The sequence below is a fragment of the Methyloversatilis thermotolerans genome (genome assembly GCF_000372885.1).
GTDB lineage: Bacteria > Pseudomonadota > Gammaproteobacteria > Burkholderiales > Rhodocyclaceae > Methyloversatilis > Methyloversatilis thermotolerans.
The window spans coordinates 3,186,351-3,211,752 of the sequence record NZ_KB889967.1; the positions used below are offsets into that span (position 1 = coordinate 3,186,351).

The following is a 25,402-nucleotide window of genomic DNA, read 5'->3' on the forward strand; positions in this document are numbered from 1 at the left end:
ACACGTCGCGCGCGAGGTGTGCGGGTGCTACAGCGTGCCGCGCGGTTTGCGCCCCGATCTGGCTGCCAGTGCGTCATACACCGGATCCGGCAGCAGCCGCATCAGTTTCGCGACCACCGCCATCTGCCACGGGATGACCGCGTAGCTGCGCCGGCTGTCGAAGAAACGCGCGAAGCGTTCGGCGGCATCGGCCGCTTCGAGCATGAAGGGCATGGGGTAGGGGTTCTTTTCGGTCATCGGCGTGTCGATATAGCCGGGGCACAGCGTCTTCACCTTCACGCCGCTGCCGCGCAGTTCGACGCGCAGGCTTTCCAGATAGCTGATGGCCGCCGCCTTCGACGCGCTGTAGGCGCCGGCGCCGGGCAGGCCGCGTATGCCGGCGACCGAGGCGACGCCGACCAGCGTGCCGCGGCCGCGCGCCTGCATCGGTTTGACGAAGGGCGCGAAGGTGCGCACCAGGCCCAGCACATTGATGTCGATCACCGCTTCGAAGGCCGGCAGGTCTTCCTGTTCGCCGGTCAGCGTGCCGACCGACACGCCGGCGTTACCGATCACCACATCGGGCAGACCGGCCCGCTGCATGAAGTCGGCTGCGGCCTGCTGCAACGCCTTTGCATCGCGCACGTCGGCGACATAGCTGTGGTGACTGCCGGGCAGGCTGTCGCGCACGCGGTGCAACAGGTCCCCGCGACGCGCCACCAGACCCAGGGTCGCGCCGGCTGCGGCGTAATGGCGTGCCAGTGCTTCGCCGATGCCGGTCGACGCACCGGTCAAAAAAACAACGGGTGCCGCGCGGGCACCCGTTGCAGCGGAACCGGACGGTTCGCTCACTTCTTGCCGGAAGCGGCACGCTCGCCGCGGGCGCGGTCGATCAGCGCGTTCAGGTTGTCCAGCATCGCGTCGAAGCTGCCGCCCTGGGCGATGTACTTGCCATCGACCACCAGCGCCGGCACCCCGGTGAGCTGATAGGCCGCGCTCATCTGCTGCGCACGCTGCACCTTGCCGGCCACCGCGAAGGACTTGGCGGTTTCTTCGAACTTCTTCGAGTCCACGCCGTTCCTGCCCATCCAGGTCGATATGGCGCCCAGATCGTTGAAGGCCTGGCGCTCGATATGGATGGCATCGAACACCTTGCCGTGCAGGCGCTCGAGCTCGCCCATGGTTTCCAGCGTGTAATAGGTGGCGGCACCCGGCACCCAGGATTGCCGGAAGATGGCCGGCACACGCTTGAAGATCACGTCGTCCGGCTTGGATGCCAGCCACTTCTTCAGCTTGGGTTCGAGGTCGAAACAGTGCGGGCAGCCGTACCAGAAGAACTCGATCACCTCGACCTTGCTGCCCGGTTCGGTGGCCTGTGCCGGCTTGATTTCACGGTAGTCCTTGTCGGTCAGCGCGGCGCTGGCCGACAGCGACATGAAGCCGGCAACGGCAAGCGCGGCAAGGGTGCTGAGGAATTTCATGCTGTCTCCTGTGTTCCGGGGTTCCGAATCGAGCTCATCGGACAATCGAGGCGTCGATTCCGTTCTGTGCCAGTTCAGCGCGTACGCGCTGCATGTCTTCCACGTTTGCAAACGGACCGAGCCGGATGCGGTACATCATGCCCTTGCCCGGTACATCGCTCTTCTGCACACGGGATTCAATGCCGATCAACGCAAGTCGCGCGCGCAGGTTGTCAGCATCGTCCTCCGACGAGAAGGCTCCGGCCTGCAGCAAGAGGGTCGCCGACGCCTTGTCGTCAGGCCGGGTGGCGGGCGTGTCCGCCGGTGGCGGTGAGACGGGCGTTTCTGCACCGCCGGACGGGGTGTCGCCCGGCGTCCTGGCGTCGCCAGGCAGCAGATCGTAGAAGTCGAAGCGCTTTTCCGGCGCCTTGTCGCCCGGCTTGCCGGGCAGGGCCGCCGGTTCCGCAGGCGGCGCGGCGGGCGGCGGGGCGCTCGGCCGCACCTGCAGCGGCAGGGAAGAGCCATTGATGTACCACATGACCGCTGCGCTCAGCACCACGCCCAGCACCAGGCCGATGAACACTCCGAGCAAGGTGCCGCCCCGGTTCTTGCGGGCCGGAGACTTTTTCTGTGTCGCCATTTACATGGATTCCGGGGCGGATACGCCAAGCAGGGCGAGGCCGTTGGCAATGACCTGCCGGGTTGCGGCGGCAAGCGCAAGGCGTGCCTCGCGCACCGTCAGATCGTCCACCAGCATGCGCGAGGCGTTGTAGAAAGCGTGGAAGTCGGACGCCACATCGCGCAGATAGAAGGCCACCGTGTGCGGCGCGCGCTCGGCCACCGCCTGCGCGATCACATCCGGGAACTCGGCCAGCCTTTGCGCCAGCAGCAGTTCCTTCTCGCCGGTCAGCACATCGACCGCCGCCTGTGGCAACAAAGAGGTGTCCAGCGCATGGTTGGCCACCGCCTCGCGGATGACGGAACAGATGCGTGCGTGCGCGTACTGGATGTAGTAGACCGGGTTGTCATTGGATTCCGATTTCGCGAGGTCGAGGTCGAAATCCAGATGCTGGTCGCTCTTGCGCAGCACGTAGAAAAAACGCGCCGCGTCGTTGCCCACCTCGGCGCGCAGGTCGCGCAGCGTGACGAAGTCGCCGGAGCGCTTGCCCATGGCCGCCTTCTCGCCACCGCGATAGAGCACCGCGAACTGCACCAGTGCGATTTCCAGCTTGTCCGGGTCCTCGCCGAGCGCGGTCAGCGCGCCCCGGACGCGCGGGATGTAGCCGTGGTGGTCGGCGCCCCACACGTCGATCACCCGGTCGAAGCCGCGCGCGAACTTTTCCGCGTGATAGGCGATATCGGATGCGAAATAGGTGTAGATGCCGTTGTCGCGACGGACCACGCGGTCCTTTTCGTCGCCGAAGTGGGTCGAGCGGAACCACAACGCGCCGTCCTGCTCGTAGATGTGGCCGGCGTCCTGCAGCCGCTTCACCGCGCGATCGACCGCGCCATTGGCATGCAGCGACTGTTCCGAGTACCACACGTCGTAATGCACGCGGAACTCCGACAGATCGTTGCGCTGATCGGCGAGCATGGCATCCAGCGCGAAGCGGTGCACGGTCCACCAGTCATCGCCAAGCGCCTTCTTTGCGGTGGCGATCAGCGCGTCGAGCATGGCGTCCGCGGTATCGCCCGGCCGGGACGCATCGGGCAGTTCGGCGACCGGACGATTCAGACGATTGCCCTGCTGCACGAACAGTTCCGAGCCGATGTCGCGCACATAGTCGCCGCGGTAGCCATCGGCCGGAAACTTCACGGCCATGCCCTGGGCTTCCAGATAGCGCAGCCACACCGATACGGCGAGGATGTCCATCTGGCGGCCGGCGTCGTTCACGTAGAACTCGCGCGTCACCGCGTAGCCTGCGGCTTCCAGCAGATTGGACAGCGCGGAACCATAGGCCGCGCCGCGTCCATGACCGACATGCAGCGGACCGGTCGGATTCGCAGATACGAATTCGATCTGCACCTTTTTGCCACGGCCGATGTCCGAGCGGCCGTAGTCCTTGCCTTCGCCCAGGATGCGGGTGACGATGCCCTGTTTGACCGCCGCACTGAAGAAGACATTGATGAATCCTGCGCCGGCCACCTCGGCGCGCTCGATCAGCGGTGACGGCGGCAGTTCGCGCACGATGCGTTCGGCGATCACGCGCGGGTTCTGCTTGAGCGCCTTGGCGAGCTGCAGCGCGACATTGCACGCGAGATCGCCGTGGGCGGCCTGCTTCGGGCGGTCAAGGATGATTTCGGGCGCGGCCAGTTCCGGTGCCACGCTGGCAAGCGCGGCGTGGAGCAGGCGGGTCAGTTCCAGGCGCAATTCGGGAGTCATGGATGAAACAGCAGTGCGGGACGCACCGGCATTCGCAAACCGCGGATTATAGCGCGAGGCGATGTCGGCCCTTCGCCGCGCCTTCCGGGGCGGCAGGCCTTCTTGTACAGTGCGCGCTCGCCGCGCAGCCGTCACCGATCGCAACATGACGTTTCAACAGACCTCTCCCATCGTCATCCATCGCCTGTCCGGTCGCGGGAGCTGAACCCATGCGCTGGTTGCGACTGCTCAAGATCATCACGGTCAGCCTGCGCTTCGGGCTGGACCAGATGTTGATCGATGCCGGCAGCCGGCTGCGTTTCGCCAGCCTGTTGCGGGTTACCCGCTTCGGGCGGCGTTTCGACGCACCGCGCGCCGTGCGCCTGCGGCAGGCGCTGGAGGCCCTGGGGCCCATCTTCGTCAAGTTCGGCCAGATGCTGTCCACGCGCCGCGATCTGCTGCCGCCGGATCTGGCCGACGAACTGGCGAAGTTGCAGGACCGCGTGCCGCCCTTTCCGTCGGAACTGGCGATCGCGCGGCTGGAAGCCTTCTACGGACGTCCGCTCGACCAGGTGTTCGCGCGCTTCGAACGCGTGCCGGTCGCGTCGGCCTCGGTTGCGCAAGTGCATTTCGCTCTGCTGCCATCGGGAGAAGACGTGGCGGTAAAGGTGCTGCGCCCGGGCATCGAACGCGTCATTGCGAACGACATTGCGTTGATGGAAACCGCTGCCGCGCTGCTGGAGCGCGTATGGTCGGAAGGCCGGCGCCTCAAGGCGCGCGAGGTGGTGGCTGAGTTTTCCAAGCATCTGGGCGACGAGCTCGATCTGATGCGCGAGGCGTCGAACTGTTCTCAACTGCGGCGCAATTTCCGCGATTCGCCCTTGCTGGCGGTGCCAGAGGTCTACTGGGACTATTGCGGACCCGCAGTGATGGTGATGCAGCGGATGTATGGCCTGCCGGTTTCCCAGGTCGAGGCATTGCGTGCCCAGGGCGTGGACATGGCCGCGCTGTCGCGCGCCGGTGTCGAAATCTTCTTCACCCAGGTATTCCGCGACGGCTTCTTCCATGCCGACATGCATCCGGGCAATATTTTCGTCGCACCCGACGGCCAGTACATCGCGCTGGACTTCGGCATCATGGGCACGCTCACCGACGTCGACAAGAACTACCTGGCGCAGAATTTCCTCGCCTTTTTCCAGCGCGATTACAAGCGCGTGGCGCAGGCTCATGTCGATGCGGGATGGGTGCCGCGCGGCACCCGGGTGGACGAGTTCGAAGCGGCGATACGCGCGGTGTGCGAACCCATCTTCGACAAGCCGCTGAAGGAAATCGAATTCGGCCGTACCCTGCTGCGCCTGTTCCAGGTGTCGCGCCGCTTCAATGTCGAGATACAGCCGCAACTGGTCATGTTGCAGAAGACGCTGCTGAACATCGAGGGGCTGGGGCGCCAGCTCGATCCCGATCTCGATCTGTGGAAGACCGCCAAGCCCTTTCTCGAACGCTGGATGAGCGAACAGGTGGGCTGGCGCGCGCTGCGCCGCAAGCTGGTCGAGGAGGCGCCGGGCTGGGCGCTCACGCTGCCGGAACTGCCTCGCCTGGCGCATCGCGTGCTCAGCCGCAGCGCCGCGCTCGATGCCTTGCCGGACGATGCGCGTGCGGAACGCCGCCATCGCCGGCAGTTGCGCTGGCTGCGCATCGTGAGTGTCCTGCTCGCGGTGTTGATCGCCGTCGAGCTCTGGCGCGCATTCCATCACTGAAGTTCGGGATGTTTTCCCGGGAAGGCCTTCTCAAGTCCTCCATCGTGTCGTCGTTAGTGCAGTTTCATGCCGGGAGATCACAACGATGACAACGACCACGGTAGGCAGGCGTTTCTGTATTTCACGCGAGGTGACCCCTTGAGTGCCGCGCGGCTGGCCAGGCTGGGTGCGCTCGCCGGGTCGATGAGCCGCAGCATGCTGGGCGCGGCGCTCACCTTTTCCCAGATCGTTTCCGAGCGTGTGGGCATGTCGGTGTCCCACGTGGCGCTGGCCGATCGCGAGGGGCTGCTGCGCAGCCTGGAGGCGCTCGATGAATGCAGCGGTGGCCGGCTCTGCGTCATCGCACAATCGATGCGCACGCCGGAAGATCGTCGTGCCGACGCCATGCTGGTGCTGCCGGAGGAGGGCGCTCTGCTGGTGGTGCGACGCATGCTCGGGATGTCCGGCCTGAGTGCTTCCCTCAGCGAACTGGAACAGGATGCGCTGGCCGAAGCCGGCAGCATCGTGATCGACGCCTGCACCCTGGGGCTGGCCGGTGCGTTCGGCTGGCAGATCGAAGCATTGCGGCCGCGCGTCGCGCTGGTCGAGCGCGACCACCGCTACGGACTGGAAGACAGCCTGCAGCATGCCCTGGTCACCCATACGCACATCCATCTGAGTGGCCTGTGTGTCGAGGCGCGGGTGGTGCTTGAACTGCGCCCTGATTCGGTGCTGGCCCAGCCACTGATGCCGGCGATGCCGACCTGACAGCCCGCTGCGTGCCCGGCCGGTCGGCGCATTTTCGCGCAGCCCTGGAATCGCCCCCGGCAATTATCGTGAAAGCCTGATCCCATGCGCGCCGCGCGCCGCTATCATTGCGTGCGCGCGGCCTTCTGCCGCGCAGGTCCTTCATCCTGTCGGGCGTTGCCATGCTGATCTGGTTCGTAGTGCTCTATCTGATGGTGTCGGTCGGCATCGGCCTGTATGCCTCCAAGAATGTTCACAACGCCAAGGACTTCGCCGTGGCGGGCCGGTCGCTGCCGCTTCCGGTCGTGACCGCCACGGTGTTTGCCACCTGGTTCGGTGCCGAGGCGGTGTTCGGCGTATCGGCGCAGTTCGTGACCGAAGGGCTGGGTGGCGTGGTGGCCGATCCGTTCGGCTCGTCGATGTGTCTCATCATCGCCGGCTTCTTCTTCGCCACCAAGCTGTACAAGCTGAACATCCTGACCGTCGGCGACTACTACCGGATGCGCTACAACCGCCCGGTCGAGGTGATCACCTCGCTGTGCATCGTGGTGTCCTACCTGGGCTGGGTGGCAGCGCAGATCAAGGCCATGGGGCTCATCTTCTTCATGGTGACCGACGGCGCCGTGAGCCAGGAGGCGGGCATGGTGCTGGGCGCGGCCATCGTGCTCACCTACACCACTTTCGGCGGCATGTTCTCGGTCGCCATCCTCGACTTCGTACAGATGGCCGTGTCCATGGGCGGGCTGCTGTACATCGCCTACATCATCAGCGGCCTGACCGGTGGCGTGGCGCCGGTGATCGAACACGCGTCGGCCGCCGGCAAGCTCGATTTCTTCCCGCCGGCCGACCCCTGGCTGTGGGTCACCTTCATCGGCGCCTGGCTCACCATGATGCTGGGGTCCATCCCGCAACAGGACGTGTTCCAGCGCGTCACGTCTGCCAAGAGCGCGAAGATTGCGGTCGGCGGTTCGGTGCTCGGCGCCAGCATCTATTTCTGCTTCTGCTTCGTGCCGATGTTCATCGCCTACTCCGCGACGCTGATCGACCCGGCCACCTTCGGCGCGCTGATCGAGGAAGATTCGCAGCGCGTGCTGCCCACGCTGGTGATGCAGCACACACCGCTGATCGCGCAGATCCTGTTCTTCGGTGCCGTGCTGTCGGCCATCATGAGCTGCTCGTCCGCCACGCTGCTGGCGCCTTCGGTCACCTTCGCCGAGAACATCGTGAAGGGCTTCTACCCGCGCATGGGCGACCGTCAGTTGCTGCGCGTGATGCGCTCGACCATCGTCGGTTTCGCGTGCACCGTGCTGCTGGTGGCGCTCAATTCCGAAACCAGCATCTTCGGCATGGTCGAGAACGCTTACAAGGTGACGCTCGCGGGTGCCTTCGTGCCCCTGTTCTTCGGCGCCTTCTGGAAGCGGGCAACCACGCAGGGCGCGCTGGCTGCGATATTCGGCGGTCTCACGTCCTGGCTCATGATCGAGGTGCTGATCGGCGAAGCGAGCCCGGTGCCGCCCCAGCTCATCGGACTCGCGGTGAGCATGGCGGGCATGGTCGCCGGATCCTTGCTGCCGCAATGGGTGGGCCATCGCCTGCCGCACGAGCCGGAGCACGCGGCGCTGCACCACCATGCCGCCGCCGGTACGCATCACGCGCCGGGCGGCGGCCACGGCCCGCGCTGACCGCCGGTCCCGTCTATTCCGCGCCGCGGCGGCTTTCCGCTTCCTTTGCGGCCGCGCGCGCGGCCGCATCGGCGTCGCGTTTCGCACGCGCTTCCTCGCGCTTGCGGATGCGCTCGTCCACCTTTGCCGCACGTTCCTGCTGGTCGGCGGCCCGTTGTGCGGCCCGCGCGTCTTCGCGCGCGCGCTTCGCCTCTTGCGCCGCCTCCTTTTCCGCGCGTGCCTCGGCTTCGGCCGCAGCCCGTTCCGACATGGTCGCATCCTTGTCCGCCCGCGCGGCAGCCGCGCGCTCCCGCTCGGCCTCCTGCTCGCGGGTGCGCACGCTCATTTCGATGCCCTTCTCGCGCCGCGCAGCGGCTGCGTCGCGCTTCTCGGCGCGGCGCGCTTCGGCCGCCCGGGTACGGATTTCGCGCTCGATGTCGCCCGCATCCTGGTCCATGCGGCGCGCCTCGGCCGTGCTCTTGCGGTAGCGCTCCTCCGCCTCCTCAAGGCAGGAGGAGACCAGGACACGCTTCCAGCATTCCGTCTGTTCGGCATCGCGCGTGCGACGCGCCCTGTCCTCGATCAGGGCGGCCTGCTGCTTCAGATCCGCGGCGCGCTCGCTCAGCCGCGTACGTTCCGCTGCCGGGAACAGTTCGCCGGCCGCCGCAGCAGGCGCCTTCACTTCTGCGCCGAGAGCGGCGCGTACCGTCAATAGCAGCGCGAACGCCGCCCCATGAAGTACACACTTGTTCACTCGCTATCCTTTGCATCCGGGGCAATGGCGCTATGCTTGCGCGCCCCGTCGTCCATCGAATCCAGCACGCCGTGCGTTGCCACGGCATGAAAGCCCATGATCGTACTCCGTAAGCTCAGTTTTTCGCGCGCTGGCCGTACCCTGGTCAGTAACGCGGAAGCCCGCATCCACGATGGACAGCGCATCGGGCTGGTTGGCGCGAATGGCTGTGGCAAGTCCACCCTGTTCGCGCTGCTGTGGGGCGACATCGTGCCCGACACCGGCGATTGCGACATCCCGGCGGCGTGGACCCGGGCACGAGTGGAACAGCACATCGATGATCTGGACCGCCCGGCGCTCGAATTCGCGCTCGACGGCGACCTCGATTTCCGCCGCATCGAGGCGGCCATCGCGGCGGCCGAAGCGGCGAACGACGGCCACGCACTGGGCAGTCTGCACGAGGACATGCGACACATCGAAGGCTATGGTGCTCGTGCGCGTGCCAGTGCGATGTTGCATGGCCTGGGATTCAGCGATGAACAGTTCGCGCGACCCGTAGGCGATTTCTCCGGCGGCTGGCGCATGCGACTGGCGCTCGCGCGAGCGCTCATGTGCCGTTCCGATCTGCTGCTGCTCGATGAGCCGACCAATCACCTGGATCTGGACGCCATCCTCTGGCTTGAGGGCTGGCTGCAGGCCTATCGCGGCACCCTCATCGTGATCTCCCACGATCGCGATTTCCTGGATCGCGTGGTGCAGCGCATCGCGCATATCGAGCAGGGCGCACTCACGCTGTACAGCGGCGGCTATACCGATTTCGAGAACGCGCGCGCCGAGAAACTGGCTCAGCAGCAGTCGGCCTTCGAGAAGCAGGCGCGCGAAGTGGCGCACCTTCAGGGCTATATCGACCGCTTCCGCGCCAAGGCGACCAAGGCGCGCCAGGCCCAGAGCCGCATCAAGGCGCTGGAGCGCATGGAAAAGGTGGTAGCGGCGCGCGTCGATTCGCCGCTGCGCTTCGCTTTCCGCGAAGCGCCGGCCATGTCGGACCCTCTGTTGCAGCTCGAACGTGCGTGCGCCGCCTATGGCGAACGCGTCGTGCTGCGCCGTGTGGATCTGACCTTGCGCCCCGGTACGCGGCTGGGTCTGCTCGGGCGCAATGGCGCGGGCAAGTCCACGCTGGTCAAGATGCTGTGCGGCGAGCTGGCGCCGTCCGCCGGGGAGCGCATCCTTTCCCGCCACGCACGCATAGGCTATTTCGCGCAGCACCAGGTCGAACAGTTGCGTGAACAGGATTCTCCCCTGGTTCATCTGACGCGCCTGGCGCCCGATGCAAGGGAGCAGGAGCTGCGCGACTACCTGGGTGGCTTCGATTTCGGCGGCGACCACGCCGATGCGCCTTGCGGGCGGTTTTCCGGGGGCGAGCGCGCGCGACTGGCGCTCGCCCTCATCATCTGGGAACGGCCCAACATACTGCTGCTGGATGAACCCACCAACCATCTTGACCTCGATATGCGGGAGGCGCTGCTGCTCGCGCTGCAGGCCTTCGATGGCGCACTGGTACTGGTGTCGCACGACCGTCACCTGATACGCGCCTGCTGTGACGACCTGTGGCTGGTGCACGCGGGCGAAGCCGGGCCTTACGCGGGCGATCTCGACGAATATGCGGGCTGGCTGACCGCCCAGACCCAGGCGGCGCTGCGCGACGGCAACCGGGATGAGGCGCGCGACGCACGTCGCGAAGAACGTGCGTTGTCCCAGGCAGACCGCAATGCCTTGCTCGCGAAGCGGCGACCGCTGGTGAAGGAGGCCGAGCAGCTCGAAAAGAAGCTCGCATCCCTGAATGGCGAAAAGGCGTTGCTGGATCAGAGGCTCACCGACGCCGCTCTCTACGAAGCTGGAGGCAGTCCGGAACTGGCCTCCTTGCTGAAGCGCCAGTCCGATCTGGCACAACAGGTCGATGCGGTCGAACTGCGCTGGCTGGAAGTGCAGGACGCGCTCGAGCAGTTGCCCGTGCCCTAGCGCGAGAGCCGGCTGCCATTCGAGCACGGCCCGTGCGCGAATGCGGATGCATCCGGATCAAGCCCGACCGGACACAAGGCCGCTCTGTTCGTTCCGCTGACCGGCGCAGCGCGTGCCGCCCGCAGGCGGACGTCCGGCTCGCCAGCGTGGCCCCATCCGATGCAGGGCTTGCGCACGGCGCCGGCCTGCCGCACCCGGCATGGAAGCATCGCTCCTGCCCGGGACGCGCCTCCGCCCAGGACCGGAATCGAAGCCAGTCCGGACCGCAGGTCCGCATCGGTCGTTCCGTCATCACGCGATCAAAAAAAAACGGGCGCCCGAGGGCGCCCGAAACCATTGCTGGAGGAGTGTTCTTTGCGTCGGCTTACAGCCGGTAGGCGGTTTCGCCGTGGGCGGTCACGTCCAGGCCTTCGCGCTCTTCGTCTTCCGGCACACGCAGGCCGATGAAGATGTCGACCACCTTGTAGGCCACGAAGGACACGACGCCCGACCACACGATGGTGATCACCACGCCCAGCGCCTGGATGCCGACCTGCGCACCCATCGCGAAGTCTTCGGCACCGGTGCCGCCGAGCGACGGCGCGGTGAATACGCCGGTCAGGATGGCACCCAGGATGCCGCCGACGCCATGCACGCCGAACACGTCGAGCGAATCGTCGGCGCCCAGCATGTGCTTCAGACCATTCACGCCCCACAGGCAGATCACGCCGGCGAGCAGGCCGATCACCAGGGAACCCATCGGACCGACGGTACCGCAGGCCGGGGTGATCGCGACCAGGCCGGCGATCGAACCCGAGGCGGCGCCCAGCATCGACGGCTTGCCCTTGAAGATGGCTTCCGCGGCGATCCAGGCCACGGTGGCGGCGGCGGCGGCGATCATGGTGTTCAGTGCGACCAGCGCGGTGGTCGCATTGGCTTCCAGGTTGGAACCGGCGTTGAAGCCGAACCAGCCCATCCACAGCATCGACGCACCCACCATGGTGAGCACCAGCGAGTGCGGCGCCATCGATTCCTTGCCGTAACCGACACGCTTGCCGATCACGTAGGCGCCGACGAGACCGGCGACACCGGCGTTGATGTGCACCACCGTACCACCGGCGAAGTCCAGCGCGCCCTGGCCGAGCAGATAGCCGCCGGCACCCCACACCATGTGGGCGATCGGGATGTACGAGAAGGTGAACCAGAGCACCGAGAACAGCAGCACGGCGGAGAACTTCGCGCGTTCGGCGAAGGAACCGACGATCAGCGCGGCGGTGATGCCGGCGAAGGTGAGCTGGAAGATGATGAACAGATACTCCGGCAGCTTGGCTTCCGGCGAGAAGGTATCGGACACCGATTCGACGGTCACGCCGCTCAGGAACAGCTTGCTCAGCGAACCGATGAAGGCATTGCCCTCGGTGAAGGCCAGGCTGTAGCCATAGATGACCCACAGCACGCCGATCAGCGAGAACACCACCATGACCTGCATCAGCACCGACAGCATGTTCTTCGCGCGGACCATGCCGCCGTAGAACAGCGCCAGACCCGGCAGGGCCATGAACAGCACGATGATGGTGGCGACCAGCATCCAGGCCACATCACCCTTGTGAACTTCGCCCTTCACTTCTTCGGCCGGCGCCGCATCCGCGGCCGGCGCGGCTTCGGCGGCGACCACGGTTTCGGTCACCACGGTTTCGGTGGCCGGGGCGGCTGCGGATTCTTCAGCCGCCGCCGGCGCTGCCGGGGGGTCTTCTGCCATGACAGGCGCTGCCAGGCCGATGGCCAGCGTTGCGCACAGGATGCTCAAAAAGCGCTTCATCTCCCATTCTCCCTTTCTTAGAGCGCGTCTACGCCGGTTTCACCGGTGCGGATGCGGACGACTTGTTCGAGATCGAACACAAAAATCTTGCCGTCGCCGATCTTGCCGGTACTGGCCGACTTTTCGATCGCTTCGACGACGCTGTCGACCAGCTCATCGCTGATCGCCGCTTCGATCTTCACCTTGGGCAGGAAATCGACCACGTACTCGGCACCGCGATACAGCTCGGTGTGGCCTTTCTGGCGGCCGAATCCCTTGACCTCGGTGACGGTGATGCCCTGCACGCCGATGGCGGACAGCGCCTCACGCACTTCGTCAAGCTTGAATGGCTTGATGATGGCAGTGACTAGTTTCATGACATTCCCCTGGCAGATGCCTTGAAGCGTTGTGGTGGATCAGAAGGTCTTCGAAAGGAAGACGACGTATTGTTCGTCGCCGATGAACTTGCCCGTCGAGGTCGGTGTGTAATTGGTCGTCTGCTGACGGTTCATGCTGGTGTCGGTGTAGAAAACACCGACGGTAAAGCTCTGCGGCAGCGCGTATGCCAAGCCGATCTTCCAGTCTTCATAGGAGGCGCAGTCGTCGTTCTTGCCACTTGCGCAAAGGCCACTGCGACCGTCGAATTCCTGGATACCGTAGTGCAGGTTCAGAGTGAGCTTGTCGGTGATCGGGTAGGCGGCGCTCAGGTCGAGATACCAGGTGCCGTTGCTGTCGTCCACGCCGAATGCGTCGGTAACGGCGTAGGAGTACTTGGCGCTGAGCCACTTCCAGGCGAGTGCACCATAGATTTCGGTCGTGTTCGGATTCACCGCAGCCGCGAACTTCGAACCCGGATACAGATACTGCAGGACACCGACGTCGTAGGTGATGTCGTCGGTGATTGCACCGCGATAGCCACCGTAGACATCGACTTCGAGGCTGGAGCTTTGATAGGCACCGAAATCTTCGAGCCAAGAAATGTTGGACGCCCAGGTGCCGACGTAGAAGCCGCTGGCGTGCGAGTAGTCGAAACCACCCTGCAGCGCGACGTCCTCGTTGGTTTGACTCAGACCGCGGAACACATACTGGCTGAACAGACCGACGTTGCCGGTGAAGGTGTGCGGGCTGGCCGGCTCTTCCGCCATGGCGGAGAACGAAGGAACGGCGAGTGCGCTGGCCAGTGCGGCGGCGATCAGGGTCTTTTGCATGGATTCACTCCTTTTCGATATCTATCGGGAAAACTGCGGAGGGTTTCTTGCACGGACTGTGCCAGCAAAGTTGTTTCAAGTTTTTCAACGACTTGCGTTTTATGTGCCGGATCGGAGCGTGAACTGCAACACGCGGTCGCCCCAAGTTCACGCGCGATCATCCAGCCGCGCACCATAACAGTGCATTATTGTGGTGCATCCTTGGGCGCGATCACTTTTTGTGCGTAATCGGTGCGACAGACCCGCGGGGAAACTTCAGGGCACAATGCGCGGCCAGACCGTGGTGGTCTGGATGACAGACGATGGAGATCGCCATGCTGAACCCGAAAATGCTCGAGGAACTGAGCGCACGCTTTTCCGAACTGATTGCCGCCAGCCCGGCGCGTGACCTGGAAAAGAACGCCAAAGCCATGGCGAGTGCGATGTTTTCCCGGCTCGATCTGGTGACACGCGAGGAATTCGAGGTGCAGCAGGAGGTCCTCGCACGCACCAGGGCGCAACTGGAGGCGCTGGAAGTCCGCGTGGCCGAACTGGAACGTCGCCTCCTCGAGAAAGAGGGCTGATCATCCCGCAAACGGCCGGAATTTTTCCCCGGCCCCACAGTCAGTCCGTATCCAGAAGCATTCCAGACAGCAGCCAACGGAGTTTTCATGAAGTGGATTTCAGCAACCTCGGCTTGCCGTGCGGTCGTGCTCGTGTCGGGCATGGCGTTTGCCGCCGCGGCCTCCGCCGTGACCTATACGCGCATCCTGCCGGACAAGAGCCGTCTGGCATTCGTGTCGCAGCAGATGGGGGTGTCGGTGGATGGCAGTTTCAAGCGCTTTTCCGCGACGCTGGATTTCGATCCGGCAAAGCCGGAAGCGGGCAAGGCCACACTGGACATCGATGTCGCGTCGATAGATGCCGGAGGCCCGGAAGCGAACGACGAGGTGAAGGGCAAGAACTGGTTCGACGTGAAGCAGTTCCCCACCGCTCATTTCGTGTCCTCGGCGGTGAAGTCTCTGGGCGGCGGCAAGTTCGAGGTGCGCGGCCAGATGAGCATCAAGGGCAAGACGCGTGAAGTCAGCGCCCCGTTCACGCTGAAGCAGGACGGTGCGATGGCCGTGCTTGAAGGCAGTTTCCCGATCAAGCGCCTTGACTATGGCATTGGCACCGGTGCCTGGGGCGATACCTCGGTGGTGGCCGATGAAGTGCAGATCCGTTTCCGGCTCACCGTGGCGGGAAAGTGATCCTGCCCGGCGCGGCCCCTTCCGCGCCTCCCGCCGCTTCCTTTCTCACCTTCTGACGGAGCGCTCACGATGACCAGGATTTCCAGTCTGCTGCTCGCCTGCTGTGCCGGCTTCACCATGACATCCGCCGCCATGGCGGCGGACAGCTATACGATAGATTCGCGCCACACCTTTCCGGTGTTCGAGATCAACCATCTGGGTTTTTCCACTCAGCGCGGACGCTTCAACAATGTCACCGGAAAGATCATGCTGGTGCCGGAACAGAAAAGCGGCAGCATCGACATTTCGATCGACAGCGCGTCGATAGACATGGGCATGGACGCCTGGGACAAGCAGATGCGCAGCGAGGATTTCTTCAATGTCGAGAAATTCCCGACCATGAATTTCAAGTCGACCAGGTTGCATTTCGATGGCGACAAGCTGGTCGGCGCCGACGGCGATTTCACGCTGCTGGGCGTGACGCGGCCGATACGCCTGGAGGTGAAGGGTTTCAATTGCGGCACCCACCCGATCAACAAGAAGCCGCTGTGCGGGGCGGATGTGAGCACCACGATCAAGCGCTCTGAATTCGGCATGACCAAGTACGTGCCCAGCATCGCCGACGAGGTGGTGATCAAGATCCCGGTCGAGGCCTTCAGGGACTGAGCGACCGCCCTCGAACGGAGCCGGAGGTTTGGTGGGAGATTCTATGTTCCGCCGCAAGCGTTTTCGTGTTGTTTCGGGACATAGTCGGCCGCGTTCTTCATCACAGAGAAGGCAACGCGAGCGAGTTTTCTTGCCAGCGCAACCAGCGCCTGGGTGCGGCTGAATCCGCGCTGGAGCATGCGCTGGTAGAACGGCTGCCAGGTCGTGGATCTGCTGGCCGCCATGGCGGCGTTGTAGAGCAGGCGGCGCATCTCCGAGTCCCCCTTCTTGCTCAGCGCACGGCGTCCGGTCTTCTTGCCCGAATCGCGCACGCTGACGTCCATGCCAAGGAAGGCGATGAAGGCGTCCGCACCGCTGAAGGCAGCGCGATGGAACATCGCGCACAGGCCGGCGGCGGTGAGCGCGCCGACGCCTTCGATCTTCAGGATGCGCCGGTACGGTTCAGTCCATCCGCTCTCGTTGATCAGCGAGGCGATGCGCTGTTCGAACCGTTTGATCAAGGCGGTGAGCCGCGCGAGAGCCACACGCACTTCGCGAGCAAAGCCGGGCAGATCTTCCATGCTCTGACGGATGCGACCCAGGCTGCGTACCACGGTTGCGCGACGACGCAGCAGGCAGCGCAGTTCTGTGACCGCGGGCGCCGGGAGCGAGAACGGACGCAGATCCGTGCCCTCGTGCGCGAGGTAGCGGGCGATCAGGCGTGCGTCGTGCCGATCGGTCTTGGCGCGCTGGCCCACGGTGTCGCGGTACCTGGACAGCTTGAAGCCGTCGATCAGAAACACCTGATGCCCGGCCTTGATGAGCAACTTGACGAGCGTGCAGTGATAGCTGCCGGTCGATTCGCAGGCGATGCGCTGGGCACCTCTGGGCAGCGTGCGCAACCAGCCGCGGATGGCCGCAGCGGTGTTGTCGACGCGCGTTACCTGCGCGCTGGGATGCTCGGCGATGTCCAGCCAGTGCTTGGAGACGTCGATGCCAAAGCACACTGCCTCGTTCTGACTTGTCACGATGGGATCCTCCCGACTAAGGTTCAAAAGGCTTGTCGGGATTCACCACAGCACTGGCTTGCAGGGTATGGACGGTACCGCGGTCACGGTCCGATGGATTCCTGATCGGTGCTTGGGGTGAGGGCGGGACATCTCTCCCACTGTCTGTACGTGCTTGCCGTCAGATCCGGACTGGGTCCCTCCGCCCGACAAGCTATTCCTACGCTTGCCACGGCAGAACATACAAGCGGGGGCTTGCCCGCGATTGCAGCCTGGAACGAAGCCTGCGGCGTGCCAATGCCGCATCGCGGCCAGAGGCCGCTCCCACAAGAACTCGCCCGCACCACAAACGGAGCCGGTGTTTGGTGGGAGCGGGCTTGCCCGCGATTGCGGCCTGGAACGAAGCCTGCGGCGTGCAAATGCCGCATCGTGGCCAGAGGCCGCTCCCACAAGAACTCGCCCGAACCACAAACGGAGCCGGTGTTTGGTGGGAGCGGGCTTGCCCGCGATTGCAGCCTGGAACGAAGCCCGCGGCGTGCCAATGCCGCATCGCGGCCAGAGGCCGCTCCCACAAGAACTCGCCCGCACCACAAACGGAGCCGGTGTTTGGTGGGAGCGGGCTTGCCCGCGATTGCGGCCCGGAACGAAGCCCGCGGCCTTCAAACGCCGCATCGCGGCCAGAGGCCGCCCACAAGAACTCGCCCGAACCACAAACGGAGCCGGTGTTTGGTGGGAGCGGGCTTGCCCGCGATTGCGGCCTGGAACGAAGCCCGCGGCCTTCAAGCGCCGCATCGCGGCCAGAGGCCGCTCCCACAAGAGCGTGCCCCGAACCGCGACCGGGGGCTGGGTTCATGTGTTAACCGGTTACCACCCGGCAATGTCCGCTCCTTGGCACGGTATGCATCCGCGCCCGAGATGCGCATACCCGAGGAGGACGGACATGAAAGTGAAGAAGATTCTGTTGCTGGCCGGCGACTTCGTAGAGGACTACGAAATCATGGTGCCTTTCCAGGCGCTGCAGGCAGTGGGACATACCGTGCATGCGGTGTGCCCGGACAAGAAGGCGGGCGAGTCGGTGGCGACTGCCATCCACGACTTCGAAGGCCAGCAGACCTATTCCGAGAAGCGCGGCCACAATTTCGCGCTCAATGCGAGCTTCGATGCGGTCAAGCCGGAGGATTACGACGCCCTGGTGATTCCGGGCGGCCGCGCACCGGAATATCTGCGCATGAACGACAAGGTGCTGGCCATCGTGCGCCACTTCGCGCTGGCCGACAAACCGATCGCCGCGATCTGCCACGGCGCGCAGTTGCTGGCGGGTGCGAAAGTGCTCGAAGGGCGTCTGTGCTCGGCCTATCCGGCCTGCCGCGCCGAGGTGGAGCTGGCTGGCGGCCGCTACGCGGAAGTCGCGATCGACGCCGCGGTCACCGACCGCAATCTGGTCACCGCACCTGCCTGGCCGGCGCATCCCGCCTGGATCGGCCAGTTCCTGGCTGTGCTCGGCACGCGCATCGAATAGGTGCGATGCGGGGCGTTCGCGCCCCGCACCTCACACTGTCTACAATAGGGGCAGGAGGTAAGCCCCCATGTGCCAGATCTTCATTCGCGCCGATTCAGAACTGTATGTGATGCGCAGCCGCTCCATGCGCTTGCGCGGTGTCGCCACCAGCATACGGCTGGAGAACCAGTTCTGGGACATCCTCGAGGAGATCGGCGCACGCGACGGCCTCACCTTGCCACGGCTCATTTCCAAACTGTATGACGAGCTGGCCGAGGCCGGCGGCGGCCATCTGCTGCCGGCCAATTTCACCTCCTTCCTGCGCGTGTGCTGTGGCCGTTACATGGCGCTGCAGCTCGCCGGGGCGATTCCGGCCGACACCCGGGTGGCGATCTCGTCGCTGGACGCGGAACGGGTGCTGGCCGCCGAGCGGCCGCGCAAGGCGGCCAACCGTGTCGCCTGATGCCGCCGCTGAAGTACCTTGCGGCCTATCCGGCCCACATCCAGGAACAGGTGCGCGCACTCATCGCGCGCGATGATCTGGCCGGTCATCTCCTGCGGCGCTACCCCGAGCGCCACGCGGTGCGCAGCGATGCCGCGCTGTACGACTACGTGCTCGACTTGAAGAACCGTTATCTGCGCACCGCGCCGCCGCTCGCCCGCGTGACTTACGACAGCGGTCTCGGGCTGGCCGCACGCGCGCTCGGCACGCACACCACGGTGTCACGCGTGCAGGGCGCCCGGCTCAAGAGCAAGCGGGAAATCCGCGTCGCCTCCCTGTTCCGCGACGGTCCGCCCGAGTTCCTGAAGATGATCGTGGTGCACGAACTGGCCCACCTGAAGGTGCGCGATCACGACAAGAGCTTCTACGCGCTGTGTACCCACATGGAGCCGCGCTATCACCAGTACGAATTCGATCTGCGCCTGCATCTGACCTGCCTCGATCTGTCCGGCGGGACCGCCTGAGCGCCGGCCGGCGCTACACTGCGCGCATGCAAACACAGCGCAACAGGACGGTATCCCTTGTGCTCGGCTCGGGCGGTGCGCGTGGCTTCGCACACATCGGCGTCATCCGCGAGCTGCAGTCGCGCGGCTACGACATCCGCGCGGTATCGGGCTCATCCATGGGCGCGGTGGTGGGCGGCATTTATGCCGCCGGCGGGCTGGATGCGTACGAAACCTGGGTGACCGGGCTGGCGCAGGGCGACCTGTTCCGCTTGCTCGACTGGACCTTGTCCGGCGGCGGACCGATACGCGGCGCACTGCTCATGGGCCGGCTGCGCGAACTGGTGGGCGAATGCGACATCGAGCATCTGCCGCTGGACTACACCGCGGTGGCGGTCGATATCGAACGCGGCCGCGAAGTATGGTTCACCGACGGATCGCTGTTCGAGGCCATGCGCGCCTCGATGGCAGTGCCTTCCATCTTCACCCCGCACAGCTACCGCGGCCGCATGCTGGTCGATGGCGGCGTGCTGAATCCGGTCCCGGTGGCACCCACTCAGCGCACGTTGACCGATCTGACGGTGGTGGTCGACCTGAATGGCGAGGTGGTGGCGTCGGCCGCGTTGCAGAAGGCGGCACCCGACGAAGGTCCGGGGCTGTTCGCGCGGCTGCGCGGATACCTGCCCGGAGGCGGCGGGGGGGACAACCGGCCGGTGGAAACCGGCATCGCCATGTCGGCCGTGCTCATGCGCTCGCTGGAAACCATGCAGGCGGCGATCACCCGCCAGCATCTGGCGGCTTTCTGGCCGGACGTCGTGATATCGGTGCCGAAGAACACCTGCGCCTTCCATGAATTCCATCTCGCGACACCGCTCATCGCCATCGGCCGCCAACTGGCCGCCGACGCACTGGATGCCTGCGAGCGCAGCCGCGCCAGCAACGGGCACAGCCCGCTGCGCAGCGACCGCGGACAGTGATCGCCAGCGGCATCAGCAACGCAACCATGCACACTGCGCTCCCTCTGGCCCTTCTGCTTGCCGCCTTCGCCGCGGTCGCGGATCCCTCGCCGCAAGCGCTGGATCCGGCACTTGCGCGCTGGTTCGCGCCGCCATCGCTGCCCGGCTTGCGCGCGGCCTGGCTGGCAGGTGACGAGACACTGCCCGGCCCCTATGTGCTGCGCGTGAAGCTGGCCGCCGGTGGCCGCGTGCCGCCGCATACCCATCCGGACCGCCGCTACACCACGGTGCTGTCCGGCACTCTCCACGTCGGCTTTGGCGACACCATGGACGAGGCGGCAGCCATCGCGGTGCCGGCCGGCATGCTGTACGAGGCGCCGGCTGGCGTACCGCACTGGGTGTGGGCGCGCGAGGGCGATGTCGAGTACCAGGAGTCGGGCTCCGGGCCAACCGCAACGCGCATGCGATGAAAAAAAAAGCCCGGTTCAGGTCGAACCGGGCCATCGCAAGGAGGAGGGAGCAACGGTGAAGCGCCGGCGCGGGAACCCCGCGTGCGGCCCGCTACATCTTGCGCTGCACGTCGCGGGCGGTGTCCTGCACCTTTTCGCCGCCGGCTTCGATGTCCTTGCCGGCACCGGCAATCGTGTTGCAGCCGGCGAGTGCGAAGCCGGCGCACAGCGTGATGAGTGTGATCAGTTTGCGCATGAACGAACTCTCCTGGAGGTCGGGTGAGGGATATCAGGTGCGGTTGCGGAGCTGGGCCATGGTGGGCTGGAAATCGCCTTCCTCGTCCACATCGACGGACAGCATGAGTCCGTCCTCCACCGGCTGCAGACGGTATTCAGGGATGGCCAGACGCAGTCCCGCATCCTGGCCGCGGCTCACGCGAACCATCGCGTAGCGCGCACCGCGCTCGCCGTGGCGTGCGGCCACGGTCTGTTCAACCACGCCCAGCGTGGCGCCGTCCTCGTCGAATACCTCGCGTCCGTCCAGCGGGGACAAGGCCACGTGCGTCGCATCCGCGCCGCTGTCGATGCGCCCGGTCTGATAGGCGGCAAACAGCGCAACGGCGGCGAGCGCAACAGCGAGAGTGGTGGTCAGGATACGTCCGGTCATGATCGGAATCCCCTTCGTCTTGGCATGGTGGCAGTATTGCGGGCCCGCCCTTTTCCGCCTGTCATCCGCCAACAGCGGCCGGTGTAGGACTGATCCGTCATCGCTTCGCCATGGAGGGCCGCTTCTTGATCATGCTCATTGCAGGGCTGTGCTGCGTCATCGCAGTCCATGCGCTGCGGCCGCTCGCTCCTGGCCTGCGTGCGCGCGTGATCGAACGTGCCGGGGCGGGCGCCTGGCACCTGTTGCATTCCAGCGTGTCCTCGCTCGGGCTGGTCCTGGTGGTGGCTGGCTACGCTGCCGTGCGGCGGGAAGGGCCGGTCTGGCTGTGGCTGCCGCCTGCCGGCGCGGCGCACCTGACCGGGGCCTGCATGCTGCTCAGTTTCATACTGCTGGCGGCGGCCGTGGTGCCGGGCTCACGCATCGCCCGGCGTGTGCGCCAGCCCCTGGCTGCCGCGGTAGTATGGTGGGCGGCCGGACACCTGTGGGCGAATGGCACGCTGGGTGACCTTCTGCTGTTCGGCAGCCTGTTGCTGTCCGGGTTGCTGTCCTTCGTGCTGCTGTACCGGCGCGAGACGCCGGAGAAGCGGAAAGGACCGCCGGCCACATCGCGCAGCGACGTCGTGGTGCTGTCTGTAGGCGTGATCGCCTGGGCGGTGTTCGCGTTCTGGCTGCATCAGCCCCTGATCGGCGTACGACCGTTCATGTGACACCTGCCCAAAAAACAGGCAGGGCGCTTGACAGCCGCATGCAGTGGTCGTTTGCCGGCGCTATACATTTTCCGCTCACATGGTTGTCCACAGAAGCTGTGGATGAAGCGATCGCGCCGGGGGGGCGATACCCTGACATCGGCGGCCAGGTGGTGCAGATTATCCATACACGTACAGTTGCTCAAAAATGCAGCAACCCTATTGACTCCTTTAGCCCGCGCGGCGGGGCGATGAAACCGAGGGCGATTGTCCACAGAAGCTGTGGATAAATCGGCGCGTGAGGGTTCGCTGCAGCGTACGTGTAAGCTCGCGGTTTTTTCCGGGATGGATGGAAGAGTGGCCAAGGTCGTTCCCGATGGCTGGCGCGAGCTGGCAGGAGGCGATGCCGGCAGCGCCGCGGAGCGCGAGCTGGCGACCCTCGCGCTGCTCGAACGCGGCCTGCCATCCGGCTACACGGTCTATCACGGCGTGCACTGGACGCGCCTCGACGACAGCGGCTTTTCCATCTATGGCGACATCGATTTCGTCGTGGTGAATGCCGCCGGTGACCTGCTGGCCATCGAACAACGCAGCGGCTTCCTGGAGGAGGGTCCGCAGGGCCTGAGTTCGCGCCGCCGTGGTCGCAGCCGCAGCGTGGCGATGGGCATCGCGCGCTCGCGCCACGCCCTGCAGTCGCGTCTCGGGCAGCGGCTGGGCGAGACAGCGCCGCGCATCGAGTACCTGCTCTACTGTCCTGATCACTTCGTGCGGCAGCCGCATGCTGCGGGCCTGGACCCGGAGCGCATCATCGACGCCGCGCTGCGCGACCAGCTTGTCGCGCGCATACGCGCCGTGTTGCCCGAAGCGGACCCGGCGCCGCGAGCAGCCGAGGTACATCGTTTCCTGCGCGACGAAATCCGTCTCGAACCCGATGTGTCGGCGCGACTTGGCATGGCGCGCGAGCGCATCACGCGCGTGTCGGGCGGACTCACGCAGTGGGCGCGATCGCTGGATTTCCAGCCCTTCCATCTGCGTGTCGTCGGTACCGCCGGCTCCGGCAAGACCCAGCTCGCGTTGACCGAATACAGCGCCACGCTCGCGGCGGGCGGTCGGCCGCTGTATGTCTGTTTCAACCGCCCGCTGGCCGATCATCTTGCGCGCATCGCGCCCGAGGGCGGGCTGGCCTGCACCTTCCATCACCTGTGCGAACGCGTGCTCGCCGCGCATGGCGAGCGGCCCGACTACGCGCGACCGGATGCCTTCGATGCCCTGATCGCGCGCGCCGCCGAACTGCCGGTGCCGGACGATCTGCGCTTCGATGCGCTCATCGTCGATGAAGGCCAGGATTTCGCCGCCGAATGGGCCGATCCGCTGTGGCGCCACGCCGATGCGCATGCGCGGCGCATCTGGCTGGAAGACCCGATGCAGAATCTTTACGGGCGCACGCCGATTGCCTTGCCGGGCTGGGTCACCTTGCATGCGCACAGCAATTTCCGCAGCCCGCGACCGGTGGTGCGCATGCTGCAGACGCTGATGGAAGGCGTCATGCCGGGTGTTGAGCGCATCGAGGCGGCGTCTCCCTTCGATGCGGACGACGTGGTGCTGCTGTCGGTCGACGCGGCACACTCGCTGACCCAGCGCGTCAAGGAAGCGATACGGCTGTGTTTCGCCGCCGGCTTTCACGCGCCGGATGTCGCCATCATCAGCTGGCGCGGCCGCGAACAGTCGGAACTGCTCAAGCACGACAGGCTGGGCGCCAATGCGCTGCGCAGCTTCACCGGCCAGTACGACCTGCTGGGCCAGCCCGAATACAAGGATGGCGAGGTGCTGATCGAATCGGTGTATCGCTTCAAGGGGCAGTCGGCGCCCGCGGTCATCCTCGCCGAGATCGACTTCGACACGCTGGACGAGCGCGTACTGCGCAAGCTGTTCGTCGGTGCCACGCGGGCGATGATGAAGCTGGTGCTGGTGGCCAGCGACCGTGCGGCGGCGCAGTTGCGCGAACGCCTCGGTCCGCTGCTTGCGTCATGAGTCGACTGTCCGGGCGCGCGCTCATGGTGCAGGGCACCACCTCCGATGCCGGCAAGAGCACGGTGGCGGCCGGCCTGTGCCGCATCCTGCACCGGCGCGGCGTCGGCGTTGCGCCGTTCAAGCCGCAGAACATGGCGCTGAACAGCGCGGTCACCGAAGATGGCGGCGAGATCGGCCGCGCCCAGGCGCTGCAGGCGCAGGCCTGCGGGCTGGCGCCGCACACCGACATGAACCCGGTGCTGCTCAAGCCCAATTCCGATACCGGCTCGCAGGTGATCGTGCAGGGTCGCGCGCTGGCCAATATGGAAGCGCGTGCCTACCACGACTACAAGCGCATCGCGATGGATGCGGTCATGCAGTCCTGGCAGCGACTCACCGCGCAGTACGACTTCGTCGTGGTCGAGGGCGCCGGCAGCCCGGCGGAAATCAATCTGCGCGACCGTGACATCGCCAATATGGGTTTCGCGCTGCCGACCGGCTGCCCGGTGGTCATCGTCGCCGACATCGACCGTGGCGGCGTGTTCGCGCATCTGGTCGGCACGCTGGATTGCCTGTCGGACGAGGAACGGGCACTGGTGCGCGGCTTCATCATCAACCGTTTTCGTGGTGACCGCGCGCTGCTGCGCGGCGGCGAGGACTGGCTGGAACGGCGTACCGGCCTGCCGGTATTTGGCGTGCTGCCGATGCTGAAGGACTTGCACCTGGATGCCGAGGACGCGCTGCGCACCGAACAGTCCGGCGGCGACGGGCAACGCTTGCGCGTCGCAGTGCCGGTGTTTCCGCGCATCAGCAATCACACCGATTTCGACGCGCTGCGCGCGCATCCTCAGGTCGACCTCCAGTTCGCGCCGCTGTCGCGAGCGCTGCCGGCCTGCGACCTCGTCATCCTGCCGGGCAGCAAGAGCGTGCAGGCCGACCTGACCGCGCTGCGCGCCGCTGGCTGGGACGCGCAGATCGCGCGCCACCTGCGTTACGGCGGCCGTGTGCTCGGCATCTGCGGCGGCATGCAGATGATGGGCCGCGTGCTGCACGATCCGCTGGGTCTGGAAGGTGCGCCAGGCAGCGTGCCGGGGCTGGGACTGTTGGACTACGCCAGCACGCTGGCGCCGGACAAGCTGTTGCGGGTCACGCGCGGACGGCTGCTGCCCGGCGGCGAGCCGGTGCGCGGCTATGAAATACACATGGGCGTGAGCGAGGGCCCGGCGCTGGCGCAAGCGGCGCTCGAACTGGAACACGGCCCGGATGGCGCGCGATCGGACGACGGACAGTTGCTGGCTACCTATCTGCACGGCCTGTTCGACACGCCGGAGGCCTGTCGCGCGCTGCTCGCCTGGGCCGGCCTGGACAGTCCGCTCACCGTAGACCTGCAGGCCCTGCGCGAAGCCAGTCTGGACCGGCTGGCCGACTGCATGGCGGCCGAAATCGACATCGACCGTCTGTGCGGTCTGTAGGCCGACCGCAGCCCGGCTTTGTGGGAGCGGGCTTGCCCGCGATTGCAGTCTGGAACGAAGCCTGCGGCGTGCCAATGCCGCATCGCGGCCAGAGGCCGCTCCCACAAGAACTCGCCCGCACCACAAACGGAGCCGGTGTTTGGTGGGAGCGGGCTTGCCCGCGATGCACCCTCGAAC

At 65.7% G+C, this 25,402-nt stretch carries 26 protein-coding genes; 15 read left to right on the forward strand and 11 right to left on the reverse strand.

Annotated features, from left to right (window positions below; all coding sequences use genetic code 11):
• Window positions 1-27: 27 nt before the first annotated feature.
• From A3Q7_RS0114475 to argS, 4 genes are read right to left on the reverse strand one after another with little or no spacing between them, the layout of a single operon-like run.
• Window positions 28-831 carry an SDR family oxidoreductase gene (locus A3Q7_RS0114475; protein WP_269745088.1) on the reverse strand — a complete coding sequence of 268 codons (804 nt, stop codon included), beginning with the start codon at window positions 829-831 and terminating at the stop codon, window positions 28-30.
• Complete coding sequence (locus A3Q7_RS0114480) at window positions 828-1,460, reverse strand: thiol:disulfide interchange protein DsbA/DsbL (RefSeq protein WP_018412618.1); 633 nt, start codon at window positions 1,458-1,460, stop codon at window positions 828-830. Before A3Q7_RS0114480 ends, A3Q7_RS0114475 begins: the two co-directional genes overlap by 4 nt.
• 34 nt (window positions 1,461-1,494) lie before the next feature.
• A complete protein-coding gene (locus tag A3Q7_RS0114485; protein ID WP_018412619.1) occupies window positions 1,495-2,079 on the reverse strand; it encodes an SPOR domain-containing protein in 585 nt (194 codons plus the stop codon).
• Window positions 2,080-3,822 carry an arginine--tRNA ligase gene (gene argS, locus A3Q7_RS0114490; protein WP_018412620.1) on the reverse strand — a complete coding sequence of 581 codons (1,743 nt, stop codon included), beginning with the start codon at window positions 3,820-3,822 and terminating at the stop codon, window positions 2,080-2,082.
• A 209-nt stretch (window positions 3,823-4,031) separates the two neighbouring features.
• Between argS and ubiB the strand changes: the two genes are divergently transcribed.
• The 3 genes from ubiB to A3Q7_RS0114505 all read left to right on the forward strand — a co-directional run bounded on the left by ubiB (window position 4,032) and on the right by A3Q7_RS0114505 (window position 7,966).
• The gene (gene ubiB / locus A3Q7_RS0114495) at window positions 4,032-5,558 is read left to right on the forward strand and encodes a ubiquinone biosynthesis regulatory protein kinase UbiB (protein WP_018412621.1); all 1,527 of its coding nucleotides are present in this window, start codon (window positions 4,032-4,034) and stop codon (window positions 5,556-5,558) included.
• Between the two features lie 138 nt (window positions 5,559-5,696).
• The gene (locus A3Q7_RS0114500; protein ID WP_018412622.1) at window positions 5,697-6,305 is read left to right on the forward strand and encodes a chemotaxis protein CheC; all 609 of its coding nucleotides are present in this window, start codon (window positions 5,697-5,699) and stop codon (window positions 6,303-6,305) included.
• A 161-nt stretch (window positions 6,306-6,466) separates the two neighbouring features.
• Window positions 6,467-7,966, forward strand: coding sequence for a sodium:solute symporter family protein (locus A3Q7_RS0114505; RefSeq protein ID WP_026224859.1), 1,500 nt, complete (start codon window positions 6,467-6,469; stop codon window positions 7,964-7,966).
• Window positions 7,967-7,979: 13 nt separating this feature from the next.
• Here A3Q7_RS0114505 and A3Q7_RS0114510 read toward each other — a convergent pair whose 3' ends face one another.
• Window positions 7,980-8,699, reverse strand: coding sequence for a hypothetical protein (locus A3Q7_RS0114510; protein ID WP_232417989.1), 720 nt, complete (start codon window positions 8,697-8,699; stop codon window positions 7,980-7,982).
• 96 nt (window positions 8,700-8,795) lie between these two features.
• Here A3Q7_RS0114510 and A3Q7_RS0114520 point away from each other — a divergent pair, with 96 nt between their 5' ends.
• Window positions 8,796-10,697 carry an ATP-binding cassette domain-containing protein gene (locus A3Q7_RS0114520; protein WP_018412625.1) on the forward strand — a complete coding sequence of 634 codons (1,902 nt, stop codon included), beginning with the start codon at window positions 8,796-8,798 and terminating at the stop codon, window positions 10,695-10,697.
• A 364-nt stretch (window positions 10,698-11,061) separates the two neighbouring features.
• Here A3Q7_RS0114520 and A3Q7_RS0114525 read toward each other — a convergent pair whose 3' ends face one another.
• From A3Q7_RS0114525 to A3Q7_RS0114535, 3 genes are read right to left on the reverse strand one after another with little or no spacing between them, the layout of a single operon-like run.
• The gene (locus A3Q7_RS0114525; RefSeq protein ID WP_018412626.1) at window positions 11,062-12,495 is read right to left on the reverse strand and encodes an ammonium transporter; all 1,434 of its coding nucleotides are present in this window, start codon (window positions 12,493-12,495) and stop codon (window positions 11,062-11,064) included.
• A 17-nt stretch (window positions 12,496-12,512) separates the two neighbouring features.
• Window positions 12,513-12,851 (reverse strand): P-II family nitrogen regulator, encoded by a 339-nt coding sequence (glnK, locus tag A3Q7_RS0114530; protein ID WP_018412627.1) that lies wholly within the window; start codon window positions 12,849-12,851, stop codon window positions 12,513-12,515.
• A 39-nt stretch (window positions 12,852-12,890) separates the two neighbouring features.
• Entirely contained in the window at window positions 12,891-13,682 is a 792-nt protein-coding gene (locus tag A3Q7_RS0114535) for a TorF family putative porin (protein WP_018412628.1), read from the reverse strand.
• Window positions 13,683-13,996: 314 nt separating this feature from the next.
• On the opposite strand from A3Q7_RS0114535, the gene A3Q7_RS0114540 reads away from it, so the two are divergent.
• From A3Q7_RS0114540 to A3Q7_RS0114550, 3 genes are all read left to right on the forward strand, one after another.
• Window positions 13,997-14,245 carry an accessory factor UbiK family protein gene (locus tag A3Q7_RS0114540; RefSeq protein ID WP_026224860.1) on the forward strand — a complete coding sequence of 83 codons (249 nt, stop codon included), beginning with the start codon at window positions 13,997-13,999 and terminating at the stop codon, window positions 14,243-14,245.
• Between the two features lie 87 nt (window positions 14,246-14,332).
• Window positions 14,333-14,911 (forward strand): YceI family protein, encoded by a 579-nt coding sequence (locus tag A3Q7_RS0114545; protein ID WP_018412630.1) that lies wholly within the window; start codon window positions 14,333-14,335, stop codon window positions 14,909-14,911.
• Between the two features lie 69 nt (window positions 14,912-14,980).
• Window positions 14,981-15,556: a YceI family protein gene (locus tag A3Q7_RS0114550; protein ID WP_018412631.1), complete on the forward strand. Its 576-nt coding sequence runs from the start codon at window positions 14,981-14,983 to the stop codon at window positions 15,554-15,556.
• Between the two features lie 41 nt (window positions 15,557-15,597).
• Here A3Q7_RS0114550 and A3Q7_RS0114555 read toward each other — a convergent pair whose 3' ends face one another.
• Entirely contained in the window at window positions 15,598-16,542 is a 945-nt protein-coding gene (locus A3Q7_RS0114555; protein WP_018412632.1) for an IS110 family RNA-guided transposase, read from the reverse strand.
• A 940-nt stretch (window positions 16,543-17,482) separates the two neighbouring features.
• On the opposite strand from A3Q7_RS0114555, the gene A3Q7_RS0114560 reads away from it, so the two are divergent.
• The 5 genes from A3Q7_RS0114560 to A3Q7_RS0114580 all read left to right on the forward strand — a co-directional run bounded on the left by A3Q7_RS0114560 (window position 17,483) and on the right by A3Q7_RS0114580 (window position 20,411).
• On the forward strand, window positions 17,483-18,061 hold the full coding sequence (locus A3Q7_RS0114560) for a DJ-1/PfpI family protein (protein WP_018412633.1): 579 nt from the start codon (window positions 17,483-17,485) through the stop codon (window positions 18,059-18,061).
• 67 nt (window positions 18,062-18,128) lie between these two features.
• Window positions 18,129-18,503, forward strand: coding sequence for a ribbon-helix-helix domain-containing protein (locus A3Q7_RS0114565; protein ID WP_018412634.1), 375 nt, complete (start codon window positions 18,129-18,131; stop codon window positions 18,501-18,503).
• The gene (locus A3Q7_RS0114570) at window positions 18,503-19,006 is read left to right on the forward strand and encodes a M48 metallopeptidase family protein (RefSeq protein WP_018412635.1); all 504 of its coding nucleotides are present in this window, start codon (window positions 18,503-18,505) and stop codon (window positions 19,004-19,006) included. Before A3Q7_RS0114565 ends, A3Q7_RS0114570 begins: the two co-directional genes overlap by 1 nt.
• A gap of 26 nt (window positions 19,007-19,032) precedes the next feature.
• On the forward strand, window positions 19,033-19,962 hold the full coding sequence (locus A3Q7_RS0114575) for a patatin-like phospholipase family protein (RefSeq protein ID WP_026224861.1): 930 nt from the start codon (window positions 19,033-19,035) through the stop codon (window positions 19,960-19,962).
• Window positions 19,963-19,988: 26 nt separating this feature from the next.
• Window positions 19,989-20,411 (forward strand): cupin domain-containing protein, encoded by a 423-nt coding sequence (locus A3Q7_RS0114580; protein WP_040570990.1) that lies wholly within the window; start codon window positions 19,989-19,991, stop codon window positions 20,409-20,411.
• Window positions 20,412-20,502: 91 nt separating this feature from the next.
• Here A3Q7_RS0114580 and A3Q7_RS0114585 read toward each other — a convergent pair whose 3' ends face one another.
• Window positions 20,503-20,646, reverse strand: coding sequence for an entericidin A/B family lipoprotein (locus tag A3Q7_RS0114585; protein ID WP_018412638.1), 144 nt, complete (start codon window positions 20,644-20,646; stop codon window positions 20,503-20,505).
• 33 nt (window positions 20,647-20,679) lie between these two features.
• Entirely contained in the window at window positions 20,680-21,057 is a 378-nt protein-coding gene (locus A3Q7_RS0114590; RefSeq protein ID WP_018412639.1) for a hypothetical protein, read from the reverse strand.
• 131 nt (window positions 21,058-21,188) lie between these two features.
• Here A3Q7_RS0114590 and A3Q7_RS0114595 point away from each other — a divergent pair, with 131 nt between their 5' ends.
• The 3 genes from A3Q7_RS0114595 (at window position 21,189) to A3Q7_RS0114605 (ending at window position 25,225) form a co-directional block, all read left to right on the forward strand.
• Window positions 21,189-21,764, forward strand: coding sequence for an NnrU family protein (locus tag A3Q7_RS0114595; RefSeq protein WP_232418087.1), 576 nt, complete (start codon window positions 21,189-21,191; stop codon window positions 21,762-21,764).
• Window positions 21,765-22,100: 336 nt separating this feature from the next.
• Window positions 22,101-23,774 carry an ATP-binding domain-containing protein gene (locus A3Q7_RS0114600; RefSeq protein WP_018412641.1) on the forward strand — a complete coding sequence of 558 codons (1,674 nt, stop codon included), beginning with the start codon at window positions 22,101-22,103 and terminating at the stop codon, window positions 23,772-23,774.
• Window positions 23,771-25,225, forward strand: coding sequence for a cobyric acid synthase (locus A3Q7_RS0114605; protein ID WP_018412642.1), 1,455 nt, complete (start codon window positions 23,771-23,773; stop codon window positions 25,223-25,225). Before A3Q7_RS0114600 ends, A3Q7_RS0114605 begins: the two co-directional genes overlap by 4 nt.
• Window positions 25,226-25,402 lie beyond the last annotated feature (177 nt).

What these genes read in the sequence shown, in the direction of transcription:
- A3Q7_RS0114480 (WP_018412618.1), bottom strand. Translation starts at nt 1,460, where the DNA reads ATGAAATTCCTCAGCACCCTTGCCGCGCTTGCCGTTGCCGGCTTCATG.
- A3Q7_RS0114485 (WP_018412619.1), bottom strand. Translation starts at nt 2,079, where the DNA reads ATGGCGACACAGAAAAAGTCTCCGGCCCGCAAGAACCGGGGCGGCACC.
- argS (WP_018412620.1), bottom strand. Translation starts at nt 3,822, where the DNA reads ATGACTCCCGAATTGCGCCTGGAACTGACCCGCCTGCTCCACGCCGCG.
- ubiB (WP_018412621.1), top strand. Translation starts at nt 4,032, where the DNA reads ATGCGCTGGTTGCGACTGCTCAAGATCATCACGGTCAGCCTGCGCTTC.
- A3Q7_RS0114505 (WP_026224859.1), top strand. Translation starts at nt 6,467, where the DNA reads ATGCTGATCTGGTTCGTAGTGCTCTATCTGATGGTGTCGGTCGGCATC.
- A3Q7_RS0114520 (WP_018412625.1), top strand. Translation starts at nt 8,796, where the DNA reads ATGATCGTACTCCGTAAGCTCAGTTTTTCGCGCGCTGGCCGTACCCTG.
- A3Q7_RS0114525 (WP_018412626.1), bottom strand. Translation starts at nt 12,495, where the DNA reads ATGAAGCGCTTTTTGAGCATCCTGTGCGCAACGCTGGCCATCGGCCTG.
- glnK (WP_018412627.1), bottom strand. Translation starts at nt 12,851, where the DNA reads ATGAAACTAGTCACTGCCATCATCAAGCCATTCAAGCTTGACGAAGTG.
- A3Q7_RS0114535 (WP_018412628.1), bottom strand. Translation starts at nt 13,682, where the DNA reads ATGCAAAAGACCCTGATCGCCGCCGCACTGGCCAGCGCACTCGCCGTT.
- A3Q7_RS0114540 (WP_026224860.1), top strand. Translation starts at nt 13,997, where the DNA reads ATGCTGAACCCGAAAATGCTCGAGGAACTGAGCGCACGCTTTTCCGAA.
- A3Q7_RS0114545 (WP_018412630.1), top strand. Translation starts at nt 14,333, where the DNA reads ATGAAGTGGATTTCAGCAACCTCGGCTTGCCGTGCGGTCGTGCTCGTG.
- A3Q7_RS0114550 (WP_018412631.1), top strand. Translation starts at nt 14,981, where the DNA reads ATGACCAGGATTTCCAGTCTGCTGCTCGCCTGCTGTGCCGGCTTCACC.
- A3Q7_RS0114560 (WP_018412633.1), top strand. Translation starts at nt 17,483, where the DNA reads ATGAAAGTGAAGAAGATTCTGTTGCTGGCCGGCGACTTCGTAGAGGAC.
- A3Q7_RS0114565 (WP_018412634.1), top strand. Translation starts at nt 18,129, where the DNA reads ATGTGCCAGATCTTCATTCGCGCCGATTCAGAACTGTATGTGATGCGC.
- A3Q7_RS0114570 (WP_018412635.1), top strand. Translation starts at nt 18,503, where the DNA reads ATGCCGCCGCTGAAGTACCTTGCGGCCTATCCGGCCCACATCCAGGAA.
- A3Q7_RS0114575 (WP_026224861.1), top strand. Translation starts at nt 19,033, where the DNA reads ATGCAAACACAGCGCAACAGGACGGTATCCCTTGTGCTCGGCTCGGGC.
- A3Q7_RS0114580 (WP_040570990.1), top strand. Translation starts at nt 19,989, where the DNA reads ATGCACACTGCGCTCCCTCTGGCCCTTCTGCTTGCCGCCTTCGCCGCG.
- A3Q7_RS0114585 (WP_018412638.1), bottom strand. Translation starts at nt 20,646, where the DNA reads ATGCGCAAACTGATCACACTCATCACGCTGTGCGCCGGCTTCGCACTC.
- A3Q7_RS0114590 (WP_018412639.1), bottom strand. Translation starts at nt 21,057, where the DNA reads ATGACCGGACGTATCCTGACCACCACTCTCGCTGTTGCGCTCGCCGCC.
- A3Q7_RS0114595 (WP_232418087.1), top strand. Translation starts at nt 21,189, where the DNA reads ATGCTCATTGCAGGGCTGTGCTGCGTCATCGCAGTCCATGCGCTGCGG.
- A3Q7_RS0114605 (WP_018412642.1), top strand. Translation starts at nt 23,771, where the DNA reads ATGAGTCGACTGTCCGGGCGCGCGCTCATGGTGCAGGGCACCACCTCC.